Origin of the sequence: Mesorhizobium sp. J428 (genome assembly GCF_024699925.1) — a bacterium.
GTDB lineage: Bacteria > Pseudomonadota > Alphaproteobacteria > Rhizobiales > Rhizobiaceae > Mesorhizobium_A.
Window position 1 is genome coordinate 1691479 of the sequence record NZ_JAJOMX010000001.1, and the last position, 17865, is coordinate 1709343.

Below are 17865 nucleotides of genomic sequence, written 5' to 3' on the forward strand. Positions count from 1 at the left end.
GTCCTTTCCTGGTCTAACGACTACTCGGCGGCGACTTCATGATGGGTCGCGGCCGCCTTCCTGCCGAAGTAGTTTGCGGCCAGCGCCGCCACACAGAGGGCGAGGCCGGCAACGTTGAGATAGCCGGCGATGGAGAACATCTCGATGGGGATCATCAGCAGTCCGCCACCGATGACAAAGGCGACCCGCAGCTGGGCGGAGAGACGACCGAGGGCGTATCCGATCATGCCGGCGGAGACGAACCACACCCCCAGCATCGCGGTGGAGATGGAGAGGGCCGTTTCCGTCCACGAACCGCTCTGCAGGAGCAAGCTGGGCGAGAAAACGAACAGGAAGGGCACGATGTAGGCCGTCCACGAGAAGCGCATCGCGGCCCAGCCGGTCCTGAACGGGTCGGCCTTCGCCAGGTTCGCGGCGAAGAAGGCCGCGATCGCCACCGGCGGCGTCACGAAGGACATCATTCCGAGGTAGATGATGAACATGTGCGCGGCGAGCGGCGGGATGCCCGTCTCGACCAGCGCCGGCACGATCAGCACCGCGAGCAGGACGTAGACGCCCAGCGTCGGCATTCCCATCCCGAGCACGATGCAGAGGACCGCCGCGATGATGAGCAGCAGGTAGACGTTCCCGGCGCCGAGATCGACCAGATACAGCGTCAGCGCGAAGCTCAGCCCCGTGAGCTGGAGGATGCCCATGATGAAGCCGGCCGCGGCCGAGATCATGATGATGTCGGCCGACGATACGCCGGTCCGGACCACGCAGTTCCAGACTTCCTTCGGCGTCAGCCGATGCGTTCCGTAGCCGAAGGAAAACCCGATCGCCATCACGGCGATGCAGGCGAAGATCGCCGCGTTCTCGGGTTCCCGGTTCTGCCAGAACAGCGCGTAGATCAGGACGGCGAAGGGCAGAAGGAACAGCCAGCCCTTCATGAGCACGCCGACTATTCGGGGTATCTCGCTGGCGGGCACCGGGAGGATCTTGCCCTTGGCCGCTTCGAGGTCGGCCTGGATGAACAGCGCGCAATAGTAGAGCACCGACGGCACGAGTGCCGCGACGGCCACCTCGGCGTAGCTGATCTGGAGGAAGTCGGCCATTAGGAACGCGACCGCGCCCATCACCGGCGGCATGAGCTGACCACCGTTCGAGGCGCTGGCCTCGATGGCCGCCGCATGTTCCGGCTTGAAGCCCGACTTCTTCATCATCGGGATGGTGACTACGCCTGTCGCCAGGATGTTGGAAACGACGATGCCGTTGATGGAGCCGAACAGAGAGGAAGCGAGAATCGCGATTTTGGCCGCGCCGCCACGGAAGCGGCCCATCAGGACGAGCGAGACGTCGTTGAAGAAGCTCGCGCCGCCGGACGAGGAGAGAAGCTGGCCGAAGAAGACGAATGGAATGACCACGGTCACGCCGATGAGGAGGACCAGTCCGAACAGGCCGCTTGTGTCGAGTGCAAGGTAGACGACCATTCCAGTCGCCTCGACCTCACGCGTCTGTAACGCGCCGCCAACGCGATGGCCGACGAGGGCGTAGAGGAAGAAGCACATGACGGTGACAACGAGCGGCCAGCCGGAGGCGCGGCGCAGCGCCTCCATCACGAGCACGAACAGCAGCCACGCGACGATCAGCACGTCGGGCGGCGAATTGAAGAACTCCCCCAGCATGCGGGGATAGTTCCATGCCATGTAGGTGCCGATCCCGAGCGACAGGACCACGAGGCACCAGTCGTACCACGGCGCCGTCGTCCTGATGCCCACCCCGCCGCGAAACGGGCGGACCAGGAAGACGATCGACATGGCCAGACCGAGGATCACCGCGAGGAACTGCTCGGCCAGGAAGTTCAAGCCGAACTGGCGGTACAGGTCCGCCCCCCACGCAATGCCCGCCAGGGCGATGACGGATCCGAGGATCGTGGTGGCGTAGCCGACCGGGCCATACGTGGGCGCGGTCAATTCCACTTCTGTATCAACGCTCATGGGTCGTGTCCGGATCCGTCTCGCTGGTTCGATCAGGCGAAGTCGAGGGTCACTCTCCCTTCCAGATTCCGATCTCCTTGTAGTAGCGGACGGCACCCGGGTGATATTTCACGTCGGGCTGGAGAACCGAGATATTGTCCGGGTTCATCGCGTTGAAAGAGGGATGCGCTGCCACGAGGGCGTCCTTGTTCTCGTGGAGCGCCTTGACGACCTTGTAGACGGTCTCCTCGTCCACGTCGGAGCTGGCGGCGACCGTCATCGCATACTGCATCAGATTGGTCTCGCCGATGACGCCGTTGAGGTGCGGCAGAGGCGTCTGCGGTGCGACGGTGTATTCGGGGCGGATCGCCGCCATGGCGGCCTTGGCCTGATCGGCATCGTCGAGGCTCAGGAAGCGGATCTTCACCGAAGCGTCGATCTCGGCCATCTTGGGAGCGCCGACTGCGAACACCGTCGCGTCCAGCCGCCCGGCCTTGAAGTCGTCCGCCGCGCGCAGCAGGTTCACGGTCGGAACGCCGTCGGTATCCGCGAGCGAGAGCCCGGCGGTTGCGAGGATCGCGTTCGAGAGGGCGATGCCCTGCGGGAAGCCCTGCCAGCCGGTCGGGAAGCGCTTGCCCTTCAGGTCCGCCACGGTCTTGATGTCGGAATCGTCGCGCACCAGCACGCCAACCTTGAACGGAAACACCGTCGCGGCAAGCTGGAGCTTGTCCAGCGGCTTGCCGGCGTGCTCATCCTTGCCGCGCACCGCGATGCCGACCTCGTCGTTCGACATGAAGGTGAAGCCGGCTTCGCCCGCCTGCACCGCGCCCATGCTCGCCGCAGGCGAGTTGAAGGTGATGACACGCATCTGGATGCCTGCCTTCTCCTGCACGACTTTCGCGATGGCCTGGGTCTGGACGTTGTTGATAGATCCAGGCGGCAGCGTCGATATGCTGACCGTCTGGGCCTGGGCGGACAGCGTCCAGGACGAGGCGAGCGCGACGGCGCCCGCCAAAGCGGCTTTCGAGAACAGATTCATGTTTTTCCTCCTTTGCCCCGTCTTTCACAGGGCTGGTTTCGCCGGCGCCGGTTCTCCTCCCCGACGCCGGTATCTGGTCTGCGCCCTCAGGCGCCGGAAGCCGACGCCCTTTGGTAGCGCATCTCGTCTTCCGTCACGGCGTGTTGAATGGCAGCGAAACGGACGACCTGGGTGGCCACCGTCTCAAGCTGCAGTTCCACTTCACGGTTGGCGGGCAACCCGCTTTCGAACGGCTTGTTCTGCGAATTCAGCGCCGCGCCGAACGGCGTCGGCCAGCCGCGCAGCGCATGCACGATAGAGCGGACGCCAACCAGCGTGGTGCCGAGAGCCTGCGCTCCGAACGCCGTGACGATTACGCCCACGGCCCGCCCGTCGAAATAGGGCCGGGCGTCCCCGCGCATGTCCTCGACATAGTCGAGCGCGTTCTTGATCACGCCCGACAGCGCCCCGTGGTAGCTCGGCGTCGAGATGATCACTCCGTCAGCACGGCGCAGCGACTGCACCAGGCGGCGCGCCGAGGGGCTGCGATGGTCGTCCGAAGGATCGTACATCGGCAGGTCGAGCAGCGGCCCGACGATCATCTCCGTCGACGCGCCCAGCCGCTCGGCCGCAGCGAGCGTAAAGCGGAGTGCCGTTTCCGACGATGATCCGATCCTCGTGGTTCCGCCGATGCCGACGACATGCGGCCGATGACCCCCGCGACCGGGCGGAACACCGAAGGAGCTGGTCTTGTCGAGCATATCCGAACTCCGTCCTATTCAGCGGCCTGGGCGAGGAGCCCGCCCGCCCGTACGCGCCGCGTCGAAGCCCGCGCGAATCCGCTCGTGCCGCGCCTCCAGCCAATGCTGCGTCTCGGGATGCGTGAAGATGTAGAACTCGTTCAGCTCGATGGCCGCGGCGACCTGCTCGCCGATGTCCTCGGGCCTGGCGCTGTCCTTGATGAGGTCGCCCATGAAATGGTTTTCCGGACGAACATAGGCGCCGCCGAGACGATCCGGACGGCTCCTTTCGGACAGATGGATGCCCGTGTCGACCGCTGCCGGAGCGAGAACCGACACGCCCACATTCGTGCCTGCGAGCTCGTTCTGCATCCCTTCGCTGAGTGCGACGACGGCATATTTCGTCATGGAATAGGCGCTGGTGAGGAAGTTCGGATTGACCTGGAAGCCGCCGATCGAGGCGGTGTTCACGACATGCGCCGGCTTTCCGGCTGCGAGCATGCGGGGGCATGAACACATTCATTCCGTGGATCACGCCGACGTACGTTGACGCCGATCACCCAGTCCCAGTCGGCCTGCTTGATCTCGTGAAGCGGCACCCCGTGCATCGCGATCCCGGCATTGTTGCAGAGGATCGACACCGCTCCGAAAGCGGCGGACACGGCATCGGCCGCCTCTTCGACGGACTCGCGAACGGAGACGTCGGCCTTGACCGCGAGCGCCTTCCCACCCGCCGCCTTGATCAGGGAAGCGGTTTTCTCGGCATCGTCCAGCCGGATGTCGCAGACCCCGACGCTCACGCCACGATGGGCAAGCGCCAGTGCAATCCCGCGGCCGATTCCCGATCCTGCGCCGGTGACGAACGCAGCCATTCCGGGCTCAATCTTCATCTCGCTCCCCTGTGGCGCCTGGCGACGCCAGCTCGTATGATTGGATTATCGTATACAAAACGCCCGTTCGGTCAACTGATTATGCGGCAATATGCGTCACCGATCCCAATATCGTATACCTCGTTGAATACCTTGCAGGCGCCGACACCCTGTGCGATTGGTCCAAATCCGATCGACCCGCATGGCTTCGCTCATGGACAGCAAAAACTCCGGCACAGTGCCGTCGAAAGACGCTTCCGATGCGAACGGGGCAGTTGAGATCGCCTACCGCCATATTCGCGCAGCGATCATTTCCGGTGACCTTCGCTCCGGCGAAACCCTGCAGGAGGCCAAGCTCGCGGAGAGGATCGGCGTCAGCCGCACGCCCATCCGCGAGGCGCTGAGCCGGCTCGGCAACGAAGGCCTCGTCGTCCTCGAACGCTACAGGCGCGGCCAGGTCGCGAGCTTCTCGATGGCGGATGTCGCGGAGATCTTCCGCCTCCGCGCCAAACTCGAGGGCCACGGCGCCAGGCGCGCCGCGCTGCGGATCACCCCGGCGCAGATCGCCCACCTGGAGGCGATCGAATCCGAGATGGAAGCTGTCTTCGCCGATCTCGGCTGGCACAGGCACCTTTCCCGTTTCGACGAGCTCAACAACGAGTTCCATGCCACCATAGCGCGGGCTGCGGACAGCCCCCGGCTGGAGAAGATCCTGGCGTCTTCCCTCGAGCTTCCCGCCTCGATCTTCAACCAGTACAGCGAGCCTGTGGACGAGCGGACCAAACGCACCCACCGGCAGCACAACGAGATCATCGCCGCCCTGAAGACGCGCAACCCCGACTGGGCGGAAGCGGCGATGAGCGGCCATCTGTTCTCGATCCTCCACGATCCGAAGCCCGACCCCGAAAGCTGAGGTCAGCAGCGCCGACCGGCCGTCACTCCGCGGCTTCCGCGACCTTGGCGGCCGCATTGGCGCGCAGATACGGGATCACCTCCGTCGCATAGAGCTCCATGCTCTTGCGCGTGAGCTCGGCCGGCAACGTGCCGAACTGCAGCAGCGACAGCAGGTGGCCGAAGCCGATCTCCCCGTGATATTCGGATAGCTTCTGGCGCACCGTCTCGGGGCTGCCGCAGATGAACATGCCCTTTTCCATCACGGTATCGATCGTCTGCTGCCCGCCGATCGCCGACTTCGCCTGCATCACGCCCAGCATCGACTTGAGCGACAGATAGCCGGGCGGCAGGAGCATCTCTTTCGGCATGCGCAGGAACTTGTTGAGGAAGTTCTCGATGTGCGGCTTGGCCTCGCGGCGCGCGATCTCGTCCGACTCGGCGACATAGATCGGAACCGACCAGCCGAGCTGATCCTCGGTTGCCTCATAGCCGTGGCCCTTTGCCATGTCCTTGTACATCTTCATGTATTTGGCGAGCATGGAGACCGGCGTGAAGGTCTGCAGGTAGGTGTAGCGGCGATCCGGATGCGAGGCCCATTCGATCGTCTCGCTCGACCCCTGCGACGGGATCCAGATCGGCGGACGCGGAGTCTGGTAGGGGCGCGGCCACAGGTTCACATATTCGAAGTGATAGTGCTTGCCCTCGAAAGAGAACGGACCGGTCTCGGTCCAGGCGCGCAGGATCAGGTCATGCGCTTCGTGGAAGCGATCGTGCGAATCCGCCGGGTTGGAGCTCCAGGCGTGATACTCCGCGCCGATGCCGCGCACGAAGCCGGCGATGAACCGGCCCTCGGTGATGTTGTCCACCATCGCGAACTCCTCCGCGACCGTGACCGGATTGTTGAGCAGCGGCAGGGCGCGGCCGAGGATCGCGATCTTGACCTTCTTGGTGCGCCGCGCGAGCGCGCCGGCCATTACGCCGGGCTGCGGCATCAGCCCATAGGCGTTCTGGTGGTGTTCGTTGACGCAGACGCCGTCGAAGCCGAGCTGATCGGCATATTCCAGTTCGTCGAGGTAGCGATTGTAGAGCTTCGCGCCCTTCTTCGGGTCGTAATAGCTGTTGGGCAGCGTGATCCAGGCCGAGTTGTACGTCTTGTCGTAGTCGAGATCGAGATCCGCATACGGCATCAGATGCATCATGTAGAATTTCATCACGCGGCTCCCTGGATGAAGTTGACCACCTTGGAGGTGAACTCCTGGGCCTTTTCCACATGCGGCAGGTGTCCGCATTCGGAGATGATCTCGAGCTCGGAGTTCGGGATGAGGTCGCGGTAGGCCGGACCGTATCCGGCCGGGATCAGCTTGTCGTCGTCACCCCAGACAATCAGCGTCGGGACATCGACGCGGTGCAGCCACTTGCGCAGGTGCGGATTGTAGAAGCGCGGCTGCCAACCCAGTTTGGCCGTCATCAGCCGGTTCTTCAAAACGACCATCAGTTCCTCGTCATTGCCCGGCTGAGGCATCGCCTTGGCGATTTCCTGGTTGTGGAAGAGGTTCTGCGCCAGTTCCTCCGGCGACCACATGAACATGTCGCCCTTCTTGAGCCCCTTCACATGGATGCCCGCCGGCGCCACCAGAGTGAGCGTCTTGATCTTCTCGCAGGAACGGGTGGCAAGCTCCGCGGCGATCCAGCCGCCGATCGACGTGCCGACGAGGTGGACGCCGTCCAGCCCGAGATGGTCGATCACGTCCAGGTAGAAATAAGCGAGGTCGCCGACCGTATCGAGCCATTCGGGCGTGTCGGAACCGCCGAAGCCGGGATGCTCGGGGACGATGACGTCGTAGCGCTCCGACAGCATCTCCATGAAGGGGAGCCAGCGGCCTGCGCCCGACGCACCATGCAGGAAGAGCAACGGTTCGCCCTTGCCCTTGCGCATCACGCGGATGCTGCAATCCGCGACCGTTTCGATCGTTTCCGTATGCGCCATTGCGCCAACCTCCCTGCGTGTCGTCTCGCCGCTCCGGGCGCTCCATCCGGGTCGATCTACACCGGAAAAATACAATTCCGTCAAGAAGCGCTCTCATGTAAGCGAACCACGCCAAGCGGTGAATCATACCAAGCAATTGATATTATTATTATAATTTTTCAGTTCCATTTTCGCTTGCCAATCGATCGGAAATCCGTTTGGCATACAAAATCGAATTTCAGGGAGGCTGAACGGTGACTGGGCGCTTTTCGATGGCCGGCAAGGTGGCCATGGTGACGGGGGCGGCGAGCGGACTGGGTCTGGCAATCGCCGAGGTCCTCGCAGAGGCTGGCGCGCACGTGGCGCTGGCGGATATCGACCGCGAAGGACTGGACCGGGCGGTGGGGGCGATCGCGGCAGCCGGTGGAAGGGCGGAGCCGGTTCAGCTTGACGTCTCCGACCGCGGAGCCATCCGGCAGGCGACCGACGATCTCGTCGCCCGGCGGGGGAGGCTGGACGCGATGGTGGCCAACGCCGGCGTGACCGCCGGTCCGGGCTATCTCACCGAACTGGGACAGATCAACGCGGTCGACGACGGCCAGTGGGACCGGGTGCTGCAGATCAACCTAACCGGCGTCTTCGCAACCATCCAGGCGGCGGCCAAGCACATGAAGGCGCAGAAGAGCGGCCGTATCATCGCGGTCGCCTCCGTGGCCGGGCTGAAATCCGAAGTCATGTGCGGCTACGCCTACACTGCGACGAAATCGGCGGTGGTGAACCTCGTCCGCCAGTCGGCGATGGAACTCGCAGCCTATGACGTCATGGTCAACGGCATCGCGCCCGGCCCGTTCAGGACGAACATCGCCGGCGGCCGCATCCGCCAACCGGACGTGGCGCAGCAGTTCGCCTCGATGGTACCGCTGGGACGGATCGCGGATCCGGATGAGATCAAGGGTCTTGCCCTTCTGCTTGCCTCGCCCGCATCGAGCTTCATGACGGGAGTGACGATCCCGATCGATGGCGGCATCATGGCGAGGTGAGACCGAAATGAGCAAGTTCGACATCGCTCCGGCCGCAGGCCGGCTGATCCAGACGGCCTTCATCACGAAGGACATCCACGCCTCGATGCGGGAGATGACGCGCACGATGGGCGTCGGCCCCTGGTTCCTGCGCGAGCGCGGCGTTTTTCCCCGGCAGATCTATCGCGGTCAGCCTTCTTCCACCGCGCTCGCCATCGCAATGGGCTATGCCGGCGACATGCAGTTCGAGATCATCCAGCAACTCGACGACTCGCCGTCGGTCTATCGCGAGGTCGCCGAGCGCAGCGGATACGGGCTGCATCATTTCGGCGTCGCCGCCGATGACTACGACGCGGCGATCGCCCACTATGGAAGCGAAGGCTACACGCTCGCCTACGAGGCGGAAGTGGCTCACGGCGCGCGCGTCGGATATTTCGATACACACGGCGCCCTGCCGGCCATGATCGAGGTGATTGAGTTCAGGCCGGCGACACGCGCCATGTTCGACGGTTTTCGCGATGCCGCGCGCGGCTGGGATGGACAGGATCCCGTCCGCATCAGAGCACCGATCTGACTCCGTCGCAGCCTTTCCAGCAGATACTCCAGCAGGAACCATCGATGTCCAGACGCCTCTTCAGCTCGCCCGACTACCCGACGATACCCACCTCCGGGGGCGGTCTCTACCCGGTTCACCGCATCTTCTGCGTGGGACGCAACTATGTGGAACACGCCAGGGAAATGGGCGTCGAAGTCGACCGGGAAGCGCCGTTCTACTTCCTCAAGGACGCGCAGGCGATCGTGCCGAGCGGTTCGGCCATTCCCTATCCGCCCGGCACGGACAACTTCCATTACGAGATGGAATTGGTGATTGCGGTCGGGACACCGGTCTTCCGCGCATCCGAGAGTCAGGCAGCGGCGGCCATCTGGGGCTACGGCTGCGGCCTCGACATGACGCGCCGCGATCTCCAGCTTGCCGCCCGCGCCAAGCAGAGGCCGTGGGACCTCGGAAAGAACTTCGAGAAATCGGCGGTGATGGCCGCGCTCACTCCCGCCGCGGTTGTCGGAACCGTCGGGCCGCAGCGGATCACGCTGAAGGTCAACGAGACGATCCGGCAGGACGCGCATCTCTCAGACCTCGTCTGGTCGCCGGTCGAGATCGTGGTCCATCTCTCCCAGTACTATCACCTCGCGCCGGGCGACCTGATCTACACCGGAACGCCGGCCGGCGTTGGCCCGGTCGTCGCGGGCGACCGCATCCATGGCGAGATCGACGGACTGGCGCCGGTCGATCTCACGGTGGGAGGCGCGGCGTGAAATACTACGGCTACTTCCGCTCGTCGGCTGCGTACCGCCTGCGCGTCGGCTTCGGTCTCAAGGGTCTCGCACCCGACCTGATCCCCGTCCATCTCACGAAGGACGGTGGTCAGCAGAAGAGCGATGTCTATCGCGCGGTGAACCCTCAGGCTCTGGTTCCGTCCGTCGTGACAGACGATGGCGACGTCCTGACCCAATCGCTCGCGATCCTGGAATGGCTCGAAGAAACATTTCCGCAACCGCCGCTCCTGCCGCGCGACCCGATCGAGAGGGCCCATGTGCGCGCCTTCGCGAACGTCATCTGCTGCGACATCCATCCACTGCAGAACCTGCGCGTCCTGCAATATCTGCGACGGGATGCGGCAAGGACCAGGGGGAGATCGATGCCTGGTGCCGCCGCTGGCTCGGAGACGGACTGGCCGCCTGCGAGGCGCTGGTCGCCCGTCACGGGGAACACGACTTCTGCTTCGGCGATACGCCCGGTCTGGCGGATGTATGCCTTGTGCCGCAACTGTTCTCGGCCGATCGGTTCGGCGTAGACTTGGCGCCCATGCCACGCCTTCGCAGGATACGGGCACTGTGCGAGGCCCTGCCTGCTTTCGTGGACGCACATCCGTCGCGGCAGCTCGACTGGAGCGAAAACTAGGGACCCTCCGGCCATTTGTAGCAGCTAGTGCAGCATAGTGTCCGGGGTACCTGGCGAGCAGGATCAGGTGGGAGTGCTCGGGGTTGCGCGTCCCGATCACCGCCACGGGAACCTTCACCGGTGTTCCGCTATGTATCTGCACCACCTCGGAGCCTCTGACGGTTCGACCGCTTCGCATTCATCGTCGATACGGAACAGCCGCTCCCAGCGGCGCGAAACAGGATCGACCGTGACCTCGCACCGATCGATCAGCAGACTCTCGCCCGGGTGCCGGAATATCATCATGGCGAGCGCAAACCGGGGCGCTCTTCAACGCCCCGAATAGGCCGCAGCCCAGGCCTCGTCCCGATACCGCTTGATCGCCTCGCGCAGCCTTGCAACGCTCGGCCCCTGCGCCAGGATCCCGCGCGACACCGATGGCAGCGTTCTCCGTACGGCGTCACCGAACTTCTCCCTGACGTCGGAAATCCCGGCGCCCTGAGCGCCGACACCTGGCGCCAGCACGAGCGAGAGGGGCAAGCGATCGAGCACCGCATTGTCCGCCGTATCGATCGTCGCTCCGATCACTGCACCGACATGTCCGATGCCGTCCCCTGTCTCGCGATTGATCGCCGTGATGGAATCCGCGAGCGCGTCCGAGACGGTCCGGCCATCGTCATGCACCGCCCTCTGCAGGAAATGTCCGTCGGCGTTCGACGAGCGCACCACGACGAAGACGGCCGCGCCGCAGGCAGCCGCCCTGTCGATCACCGGTCGGAGCGCGTCCAGTCCGAGATAGGCCGTGACGGTCATCGCGTCGCCTCCGAACCCGCTGTCGGCTCCGAGCATTGCCTGGGCATACCCCGTCATCGTCCTGGAGAAGTCGCCCCGCTTGCAGTCGATGAGCGCGAGCGAACCCTGACTCTTGGCCTGTGCGACCACCTTCGCCATGACCTGCATCCCGCCGGGGCCCAGACGCTCGAAGAAGCCGCATTGCGGCTTTACAACCGCGATCTGGTCATCCGCCGCTTCGAGGACCGTTTGGCAGAAGCGATGCATTCCCTCGACCGTGTCGTCCAGCCCCCATAGGCGGATGAGATCCTCCGAGGGATCCAGCCCCAGACACAGTGGCGAGCGCGCCTTGGCCAGATCGACAAACCGCTCGGCGAAGCGCCGCGTCGCGGGCCTGTTTGCATTTCCGGGCTCGGGTCGATGTGTCGCTGCTGACATGCTCTGCTCCCGCTAGAAGATCAGGTTCGGTAGGAAGGTCGACAACCAGGGCACATAGCTGACAAGCGCCAGGACCAGCAGGTTGACGGCGATGAAGGGCATGATGCCGGCCACGACCTGCTCGACCGGTCGTCCAAGCGTTGCGGAGGTCACCGCGAGGTCCAGCCCGACCGGCGGCGTTATCATGCCGGTGCAGACGTTCAGCGTCACGATCATGCCGAAATGGACCGGGTCTATCCCGAGCGCCGTCGAGACCGGGAAGAGCGTGGGCAGGAAAATCACCATGATCGAGTTCGGATCGAGGAACATGCCGCAGATCAGAAACAGCACGTTCACGCACAGCATGAACACGATCCAGTTCACGTTGTTGTCCTGGATGATCCCCAGCAGCGTGCGATCGAAGCCGGCAAGGGTGATGAAGTAGGCAAGCAGCGCGCCCATCGACAGCAGAATGAAGATAACCCCGGTGGAGACGGCGCTGTCGCGCGCGATGGCAAAGACTTCGCGCAACGACAGGGAGCGGAAGATGAACACCTCCACGATCACGGCATAGACGGCCGAGACCGCGGCCGCTTCCGTTGCCGTGAAGACGCCGCTGAAAATTCCGGCCAGGATGATGACCTGCATCAATAGCGCCCAGAAGGCGTCGACAAAGGCCGACCATCTGCCCCGCCAAGGTACGCGCTCGATCCCTGGGATGCCTTCCCTCCAGGCAGTGAACGCAACCAGCGCCATGAAACCGAGGCCGAGAACGATGCCCACCATCATGCCGGCCGCGAAGAGCGCGGCGATCGAGGTTCCCGTCAGCCAGCTGTAAACGACGAACGTGATCGACGGCGGGATGAGGAGTGCGCATTCCGCACTTGAGGCGATCAGGCCGAGGCTGAAGCGCTCGCTGAAGCCGGAGCGCCTGAGCTCGGGGAAAGCGACACGCCCCATGGCCGCCACCGTGGCGGGAGCGGACCCTGCCGCGGCACCGAACACCATGCAGGTCACGACGGTCGAATGGCCAAGTCCTCCCTGTCGATGGCCGACCAAAGCGCGGAACAGACCGGCAAGCTGTCCTGCCATCCTGCCCCGGGCCATCAGGTCCGCCGCGAAAATGAAGAAGGGGATGGCGAGCAGCGTTACAACCTCGACCCCGCCGACCAGACGCTGTCCGATGATCAGGTCGGGCATCGTCGGATACATGAGGTACTTGGTCAGGACCGCCGGAACGCCGAGGACCAGGAATATTTCCGCGGCGAGCGCCAGAAGGACGGCCGCGAGAACGAAGAGCAAGGCAACCATGTGACCGCTACAGATGGTGCATGGGATCGATTTCGCGCGCGAAGCGGTCCGACCATCCTAGCAATTCAACCAGATATTGCGCCGCAAGCAGGAGGAATCCGACGGGCATGACCCAATAGAGCCACGCGACGGAGAAGCCGAGCGTCGGGCTCGCCTGCCCGCTGCGCGCCACGAAGGCCGTGATCTCCCAGCCAACCTTCACCATGTAGAGGCTGAAGACCAGGCCGAGGAGATTGATGACGATCTTCACCGCACGCCGGGCCGGCGGCGGCATGCGGTCGAGCAGCATTCGCATGCTGATATGGCGCCCGCTTTCCAGCGCCAGACCGATCGCCAGGAAAACGATCCACACCAGCCCGAACAGCGCGACCTCGTCGATCCACGCCAGCCTGGGCGCAAATGAGGGCACGACTTCGCGAACCAGGACATTGGTCGCGTAGCCGAAGGTCATCGCAAGCATGAGCAGGCCGAGCAGGAAACCCTGCACGGCCTGCACGCGCCCAAGCGCGGCGACGAACCGCGCGCCCATCAGCCGGCGAGCTTCTTGTACTCGGCGTCGTAAGTCTTGAGCATGTCCTCGCCCTCGGCGCCCGCCAGCGTCACATAGGCTTCGCGGGCCTTCGGCGCTGTCGCGTCGCGCAGCTTCGCGCGCTCTGCTTCATCCGCGACCCTCACATTGACGCCTGAGGCCTTGATGATTTCCAGCGCTGCGCTGGCCGATGCTTCCTTCATCTTTTCGACTTCGGGTCTCACCTCGTCGAAAGCCTTCGCGATGATATCCCTGTGTCCGTCCGGCAGCGCTTGCCACCAGGTCGGGTTGAACAGGACAAAGTCTTCCATGGCACCATGCTCGGTCACGACGAGGTTCTTCTGCACCTCGTGGAACTTCATGGTGGTGATGGTGTCGAGCGGGTTCTCCTGGCCGTCGACCAGGCCCGTCTGGAGCGAGGTGTAGAGTTCGCCGAAATTGATCGCGACCGCAGTAGCGCCGACCGCGGCGAACTGATCGATCAGGATCTTGGAGTCCATGACGCGGAACTTTTGTCCCGCAAGCTCGACCAGATTGTCGAGCGATTTGTTCGAGGTCAGGCTTTTGCGGCCATTCGGCCATTCTGTCAGCGCATGCAGACCGCGCTTCTCGAAGCTTTCGAGCAAAGCCTTGCCGAATGGCCCCTCGCGCAATTGCTGTGACAGCGCGCGATCGGTCGGCAGGAGGTAGGGAACGTCGAGAACCGACACCACCGGATTGAAGCCGCCGAGGAAGGCGGCCGGCTGCACCGTACATTCGATGGCGCCAAACTGTGTGCCCTCGATCATCTGGCGCGCATTGCCAAGCTGGGAGAGCGGGTAGAGGGTGAACTCGACTTCGCCGCCTGTCCGCTCCTTCACCAGCGAGCCGACTTTCTCAAGTCCCTTGTGGCGCGGCTGCGCCGGAGATTCGAGATGCGCGACTTTCACCGGATATTTCGCGGCCTGGCCGAACGCGACCCTCGGCATCATCGCCGCGGCCGCCGTCAATGCTCCCGATGTCAGGACTGTCCTTCTGGATACCATCTTGTTCACCCTCTTTTTCGGATTGTCTCATTTTTGAGAATTGATCCATATTTTGAGTATCGAGTCAACGCCCGCACGACGCGAAAGTGCCTCCGGATCAGGAGGAGACAGACAAGTCGGCAAGCCCGACCCGATTGGTGAGGGCGATTAGGCCCTCGACATCACCCGGCGGCAGTCCGCTTGCTTCGCGTACGAGGGCATTGAGTTGGCTCAGCGCTTGACTGGCGGTGGACAGGTCGAGGGGCTCGCCATCGAATTCGTCTGCGAAGCAACCCGACAGATCGGCCAACAGCCTGAGCAGGCCAGCCTGACGGCCGTGCGAAGCGCGAAGCGCCAGAGACCTTCGCTGGAACTCATAGAAGGTTGCCACGCCGCCCTTCTGCATTTCCAGCCATTGCAGGAGTCCTGGAAGCCCCTCCTGTGTCTGCGTTTCCAGATTGATGCTTGCGGAACGTTCGCCACTCATCTTGATCTTCCTTCCAACTGCGGATCACGGTCGCTTTCTTCGTCGATGGACCTGGCCAGCCGTTCACCCCCACGAGACATCGCCGCCTCCTGGATCGCGGCATGCATCACATCTATCCCCGCGATCAGATCCGACAGGTCCATTGTCTCGCGCGGATTGTGTGAACCGTGCCGGTTGCGCACGAAGACCATGGCGCTCGGCACGCCGGCATTTGCGAACACCGCCGCGTCGTGCCCGGCGCCACTGGCGATCGTCTCGAAGGGCAGGTTCAGCCGACCGGCTGCGGCGGTCAGTCGCTCGATCCACGTCTTGTCCATAGTGGCGCCGGCAGCCTCCACCTTCTCATCGAACCGAAAGGACACGCCGCGTTCCCTGGCGACCGAGGCGCATTCAGACAGGAAGAGTTGGTAGACGGCGTCGAGCGTGGCCCTACTTTGACTGCGAATTTCGAAGGCAAAACGCACGAGTTCGGGAATGCGGGCGATTGCATTGACCTTCGGATCGGTCGCGACAATGCCCGAGGTGAGCACCAGATCGTGACCCCGCTCGAGCAGCGTCCTCCAGTGCGCATCGAGATGGGTGATCAGTTCGCACATCCCGAAAACGGCGTCGTGGCGCAGCCATCTCGGCACTGCCCCCGAATGGCCGGCCTGGCCGACACATTCGACCGCGCGGTGCCTGATGTTGCCGCGGATTCCCGAGACGATCCCTATCGGCAGGTTGCGCGCAGTGAGCACCGGGCCCTGCTCGATATGGAGTTCCACCCAGGCTGCCACCGACGTCGGCTCAAGCAATACCTCTCGCGCTGCGATGCGGTCGACCGCGACACCGACGCTGCGCATGCAGTCGCCCATCGAGCGACCGTCGTCCTCAGCCTTGGTCTCCAGATCGGACGGCGTCAGCTTGCCAAAGAGACAGCTTGATCCGAGATAGGGTTTACCAAATCGCGCGCTCTCTTCGCCGCGCAACGCGAACAGCTTGACGGTGCGCTTCAGTGGTCTTTCCAGCGCCTTCAAACGGCGCATGACGGCGAGTGCCGCGACGACGCCGGCCGCTCCGTCGAAATTTCCGCCTTGCGGCACCGAATCGATATGCGAGCCACAGGCGATGAAGGGAAGGTCCCCATCCGATCCGGGCAGCGTTGCGACGAGGTTGGCGGCGGCGTCCCTTTCGGTGGTCAGACCGACGCGCCGAGCCTCAACCTCGATCATCTCAAGAGCCTGGCTCTCCGCCTCGCTATAGGCGAGGCGGCTGATCCCCACGCCATCGAATGCCGCGTTCCGAAGTGCATCGAACAGCGTCGAGAGTTCGTCGTGTTCTCTGTGCGCGTGTCCGGGAGTGCGCGCGACCGACGCCATCATTGCGCCGGCTCCGTCCACGCCATGTCGGGTTCGTCGCTTTCCTCGATGACGAGCGCACCGGACAGGTCAGCGATCTTCGCTATGTCCCGGTGCATACAGAATTGCGCGAGGCCGTCGATGATCCGGAGCAGCGCATCCGGCTGAACAAAGGAGGCGGTGCCGATCTGCACGGCCGTCGCTCCCGCGAGCAGGAATTCCACCACGTCCTCGGCGGTGGAAATACCACCGCATCCGATGATCGGGACGCTCGCCGCGCGCGCACACTGGTAGACCTGCCGCAGGATGATCGGCTTGACCGCCGGCCCGGACAGTCCACCCATGATATTGCCCAGGGAGGGCCTGAACGTCTTCAGGTCCACGGCCATTGCCAGGATCGTATTGGCGACGACAAGGGCGTCCGCACCTGCGTCCTCGCTGGCGCGCGCGACCGCCGCGATGTCCCCGGTGTTTGGCGTCAGCTTCGCCCACAGGGGAAGAGTTGTCGCCCGGCGCAGTGCAGCGGTCACGCGCGCCGCCGACCTGGGGCTCATCGCGAAGGCCTTGCCGTCTTCCTCGATGTTGGGACAGGAGATATTGGCCTCGATCGCGGCAACGCCCGGCACGGAGACGGCTTCGGCGAGATAGGCAAATCCCTCCACGGTCGGCGCCGAGATACTCACCACGAGAGGTGTCGAATAATCGGCGTAGAGCGGCAACGTCTCGTCTATGAAGTGGTCGATGCCCTTTGACGGGATTCCGATCGAATTGATCATGCTGTCGGGTTGTTCCACGACGCGCGGCAGGGGGTTGCCGGCCCGCAGTTCGCGCGTGATCGTTTTGGTGACCAGCGCGCCAAGCCGGTTGAAGTCGATGACGCGATCGAGACCCTCGGCGAAGGTTCCGGAGGCAGGCATGACGGGATTGCGCAGACTCAGCGACCCGACCTTGACGGCGAGATCGACGCTCATGGCATCGCCTCCGCCAGGTCGAACACGGGACCGTCCCAGCACACGCGCCGGCTGATGATCTCGCCATCGACGTTGAAGTCGCGAACACAGCAGTAGCAAAGGCCGATGCCGCAGGCCATTTGCTGCTCGAGCGCGATCTGGCCGGGTATGCCGAACTCATGCGCCAGGCGCTGCTGCACGCGCATCAGCCGGGCCGAGCCGCAGGTGAACAAGGCGTCGCAATTGTCCTGTGCGATCAGGGCGCGCAGAATCTTCTCGACATTGGCGGGACCGCTGGTGGCTTCGGCGTCGGTCACGCCGATCACGTCTGCGCCATAGGTCTGGAAAAGGTCGACGGAGACCAGAAGGTCGGGACGGCGCGCGCTCAGGATCGCCGTGACGCGAATGTTCATCCCGGCCGCCGCGCGAGCCAACGGCGCAAGGGTCGCCAGGCCTGCGCCACGCCCGACGACCACGATGTGGCGCCAACGTGGATCGAGCGTGAAGCCAACGCCGAGTGGCCCAAAGACATCGATGGCATCGCCGGCCTGAAGGGTCGCCAGGCCTCGCGTGCCGGCACCTGTCACCTGTACAGAAACTCGATCCGACGGGGATCTGCCTGCGTCGCATAGATGCTC

The 17865-nt window shown here is 63.9% G+C and carries 19 protein-coding genes and 1 pseudogene; 5 read left to right on the forward strand and 15 right to left on the reverse strand.

What is annotated here, in order from left to right:
• Positions 1–20 precede the first annotated feature (20 nt).
• The 5 genes from LRS09_RS08350 to LRS09_RS08370 all read right to left on the reverse strand — a co-directional run bounded on the left by LRS09_RS08350 (position 21) and on the right by LRS09_RS08370 (position 4585).
• A complete protein-coding gene (locus tag LRS09_RS08350) occupies positions 21–1976 on the reverse strand; it encodes a TRAP transporter fused permease subunit (protein ID WP_257805304.1) in 1956 nt (651 codons plus the stop codon).
• 49 nt (positions 1977–2025) lie between these two features.
• Positions 2026–2994 carry a TAXI family TRAP transporter solute-binding subunit gene (locus LRS09_RS08355; RefSeq protein ID WP_257805305.1) on the reverse strand — a complete coding sequence of 323 codons (969 nt, stop codon included), beginning with the start codon at positions 2992–2994 and terminating at the stop codon, positions 2026–2028.
• Between the two features lie 86 nt (positions 2995–3080).
• Positions 3081–3734 carry an NADPH-dependent FMN reductase gene (locus LRS09_RS08360; RefSeq protein ID WP_257805306.1) on the reverse strand — a complete coding sequence of 218 codons (654 nt, stop codon included), beginning with the start codon at positions 3732–3734 and terminating at the stop codon, positions 3081–3083.
• Positions 3735–3752: 18 nt separating this feature from the next.
• Positions 3753–4184, reverse strand: a complete 432-nt coding sequence (locus tag LRS09_RS08365; RefSeq protein WP_257805307.1) for an SDR family NAD(P)-dependent oxidoreductase — start codon at positions 4182–4184, stop codon at positions 3753–3755.
• The gene (locus tag LRS09_RS08370) at positions 4181–4585 is read right to left on the reverse strand and encodes an SDR family NAD(P)-dependent oxidoreductase (protein WP_257805308.1); all 405 of its coding nucleotides are present in this window, start codon (positions 4583–4585) and stop codon (positions 4181–4183) included. The genes LRS09_RS08365 and LRS09_RS08370 overlap by 4 nt, the downstream gene beginning before the upstream one ends.
• A 211-nt stretch (positions 4586–4796) precedes the next feature.
• Here LRS09_RS08370 and LRS09_RS08375 point away from each other — a divergent pair, with 211 nt between their 5' ends.
• Positions 4797–5495, forward strand: a complete 699-nt coding sequence (locus LRS09_RS08375) for a GntR family transcriptional regulator (RefSeq protein ID WP_257805309.1) — start codon at positions 4797–4799, stop codon at positions 5493–5495.
• 22 nt (positions 5496–5517) lie between these two features.
• Here LRS09_RS08375 and LRS09_RS08380 read toward each other — a convergent pair whose 3' ends face one another.
• Positions 5518–6687 (reverse strand): LLM class flavin-dependent oxidoreductase, encoded by a 1170-nt coding sequence (locus LRS09_RS08380; RefSeq protein WP_257805310.1) that lies wholly within the window; start codon positions 6685–6687, stop codon positions 5518–5520.
• Positions 6687–7463 carry an alpha/beta fold hydrolase gene (locus LRS09_RS08385; protein WP_257805311.1) on the reverse strand — a complete coding sequence of 259 codons (777 nt, stop codon included), beginning with the start codon at positions 7461–7463 and terminating at the stop codon, positions 6687–6689. The genes LRS09_RS08380 and LRS09_RS08385 overlap by 1 nt, the downstream gene beginning before the upstream one ends.
• Positions 7464–7696: 233 nt before the next feature.
• Between LRS09_RS08385 and LRS09_RS08390 the strand changes: the two genes are divergently transcribed.
• The 4 genes and pseudogenes from LRS09_RS08390 to maiA all read left to right on the forward strand — a co-directional run bounded on the left by LRS09_RS08390 (position 7697) and on the right by maiA (position 10421).
• Positions 7697–8482, forward strand: coding sequence for an SDR family NAD(P)-dependent oxidoreductase (locus tag LRS09_RS08390; protein WP_257805312.1), 786 nt, complete (start codon positions 7697–7699; stop codon positions 8480–8482).
• A 7-nt stretch (positions 8483–8489) separates the two neighbouring features.
• Positions 8490–9035: a VOC family protein gene (locus LRS09_RS08395; protein WP_257805313.1), complete on the forward strand. Its 546-nt coding sequence runs from the start codon at positions 8490–8492 to the stop codon at positions 9033–9035.
• 44 nt (positions 9036–9079) lie between these two features.
• Positions 9080–9775, forward strand: coding sequence for a fumarylacetoacetate hydrolase family protein (locus LRS09_RS08400; RefSeq protein WP_257805314.1), 696 nt, complete (start codon positions 9080–9082; stop codon positions 9773–9775).
• A pseudogene (gene maiA / locus LRS09_RS08405) lies at positions 9772–10421 on the forward strand (maleylacetoacetate isomerase). Before LRS09_RS08400 ends, maiA begins: the two are co-directional and overlap by 4 nt.
• 309 nt (positions 10422–10730) lie before the next feature.
• Here maiA and pyrF read toward each other — a convergent pair.
• The 8 genes from pyrF to LRS09_RS08445 all read right to left on the reverse strand — a co-directional run bounded on the left by pyrF (position 10731) and on the right by LRS09_RS08445 (position 17814).
• Complete coding sequence (gene pyrF / locus LRS09_RS08410; RefSeq protein ID WP_257805315.1) at positions 10731–11630, reverse strand: orotidine-5'-phosphate decarboxylase; 900 nt, start codon at positions 11628–11630, stop codon at positions 10731–10733.
• Between the two features lie 12 nt (positions 11631–11642).
• On the reverse strand, positions 11643–12920 hold the full coding sequence (locus LRS09_RS08415; RefSeq protein WP_257805316.1) for a TRAP transporter large permease: 1278 nt from the start codon (positions 12918–12920) through the stop codon (positions 11643–11645).
• Positions 12921–12927: 7 nt separating this feature from the next.
• Entirely contained in the window at positions 12928–13449 is a 522-nt protein-coding gene (locus LRS09_RS08420; RefSeq protein ID WP_257805317.1) for a TRAP transporter small permease, read from the reverse strand.
• Positions 13449–14420, reverse strand: coding sequence for a TRAP transporter substrate-binding protein (locus LRS09_RS08425; protein ID WP_257805318.1), 972 nt, complete (start codon positions 14418–14420; stop codon positions 13449–13451). The genes LRS09_RS08420 and LRS09_RS08425 overlap by 1 nt, the downstream gene beginning before the upstream one ends.
• A gap of 151 nt (positions 14421–14571) precedes the next feature.
• Positions 14572–14940 (reverse strand): hypothetical protein, encoded by a 369-nt coding sequence (locus LRS09_RS08430; RefSeq protein ID WP_257805319.1) that lies wholly within the window; start codon positions 14938–14940, stop codon positions 14572–14574.
• Complete coding sequence (locus tag LRS09_RS08435; protein WP_257805320.1) at positions 14937–16301, reverse strand: Zn-dependent hydrolase; 1365 nt, start codon at positions 16299–16301, stop codon at positions 14937–14939. Before LRS09_RS08435 ends, LRS09_RS08430 begins: the two co-directional genes overlap by 4 nt.
• Positions 16298–17248 (reverse strand): dihydroorotate dehydrogenase, encoded by a 951-nt coding sequence (locus tag LRS09_RS08440; RefSeq protein ID WP_257805321.1) that lies wholly within the window; start codon positions 17246–17248, stop codon positions 16298–16300. The genes LRS09_RS08435 and LRS09_RS08440 overlap by 4 nt, the downstream gene beginning before the upstream one ends.
• On the reverse strand, positions 17245–17814 hold the full coding sequence (locus tag LRS09_RS08445) for a hypothetical protein (RefSeq protein ID WP_257805322.1): 570 nt from the start codon (positions 17812–17814) through the stop codon (positions 17245–17247). The genes LRS09_RS08440 and LRS09_RS08445 overlap by 4 nt, the downstream gene beginning before the upstream one ends.
• Positions 17815–17865 lie beyond the last annotated feature (51 nt).

Excerpts from the sequence above, each read along its gene's own strand:
- LRS09_RS08425 (WP_257805318.1), bottom strand. The coding sequence starts at position 14,420 with ATGATGCCGAGGGTCGCGTTCGGCCAGGCCGCGAAATATCCGGTGAAA.
- LRS09_RS08370 (WP_257805308.1), bottom strand. The coding sequence starts at position 4,585 with ATGGCTGCGTTCGTCACCGGCGCAGGATCGGGAATCGGCCGCGGGATT.
- LRS09_RS08375 (WP_257805309.1), top strand. The coding sequence starts at position 4,797 with ATGGACAGCAAAAACTCCGGCACAGTGCCGTCGAAAGACGCTTCCGAT.
- LRS09_RS08415 (WP_257805316.1), bottom strand. The coding sequence starts at position 12,920 with ATGGTTGCCTTGCTCTTCGTTCTCGCGGCCGTCCTTCTGGCGCTCGCC.
- LRS09_RS08440 (WP_257805321.1), bottom strand. The coding sequence starts at position 17,248 with ATGAGCGTCGATCTCGCCGTCAAGGTCGGGTCGCTGAGTCTGCGCAAT.
- LRS09_RS08400 (WP_257805314.1), top strand. The coding sequence starts at position 9,080 with ATGTCCAGACGCCTCTTCAGCTCGCCCGACTACCCGACGATACCCACC.
- LRS09_RS08395 (WP_257805313.1), top strand. The coding sequence starts at position 8,490 with ATGAGCAAGTTCGACATCGCTCCGGCCGCAGGCCGGCTGATCCAGACG.
- LRS09_RS08360 (WP_257805306.1), bottom strand. The coding sequence starts at position 3,734 with ATGCTCGACAAGACCAGCTCCTTCGGTGTTCCGCCCGGTCGCGGGGGT.
- pyrF (WP_257805315.1), bottom strand. The coding sequence starts at position 11,630 with ATGTCAGCAGCGACACATCGACCCGAGCCCGGAAATGCAAACAGGCCC.
- LRS09_RS08385 (WP_257805311.1), bottom strand. The coding sequence starts at position 7,463 with ATGGCGCATACGGAAACGATCGAAACGGTCGCGGATTGCAGCATCCGC.
- LRS09_RS08430 (WP_257805319.1), bottom strand. The coding sequence starts at position 14,940 with ATGAGTGGCGAACGTTCCGCAAGCATCAATCTGGAAACGCAGACACAG.
- LRS09_RS08355 (WP_257805305.1), bottom strand. The coding sequence starts at position 2,994 with ATGAATCTGTTCTCGAAAGCCGCTTTGGCGGGCGCCGTCGCGCTCGCC.
- LRS09_RS08435 (WP_257805320.1), bottom strand. The coding sequence starts at position 16,301 with ATGATGGCGTCGGTCGCGCGCACTCCCGGACACGCGCACAGAGAACAC.
- LRS09_RS08350 (WP_257805304.1), bottom strand. The coding sequence starts at position 1,976 with ATGAGCGTTGATACAGAAGTGGAATTGACCGCGCCCACGTATGGCCCG.
- LRS09_RS08420 (WP_257805317.1), bottom strand. The coding sequence starts at position 13,449 with ATGGGCGCGCGGTTCGTCGCCGCGCTTGGGCGCGTGCAGGCCGTGCAG.
- LRS09_RS08380 (WP_257805310.1), bottom strand. The coding sequence starts at position 6,687 with ATGAAATTCTACATGATGCATCTGATGCCGTATGCGGATCTCGATCTC.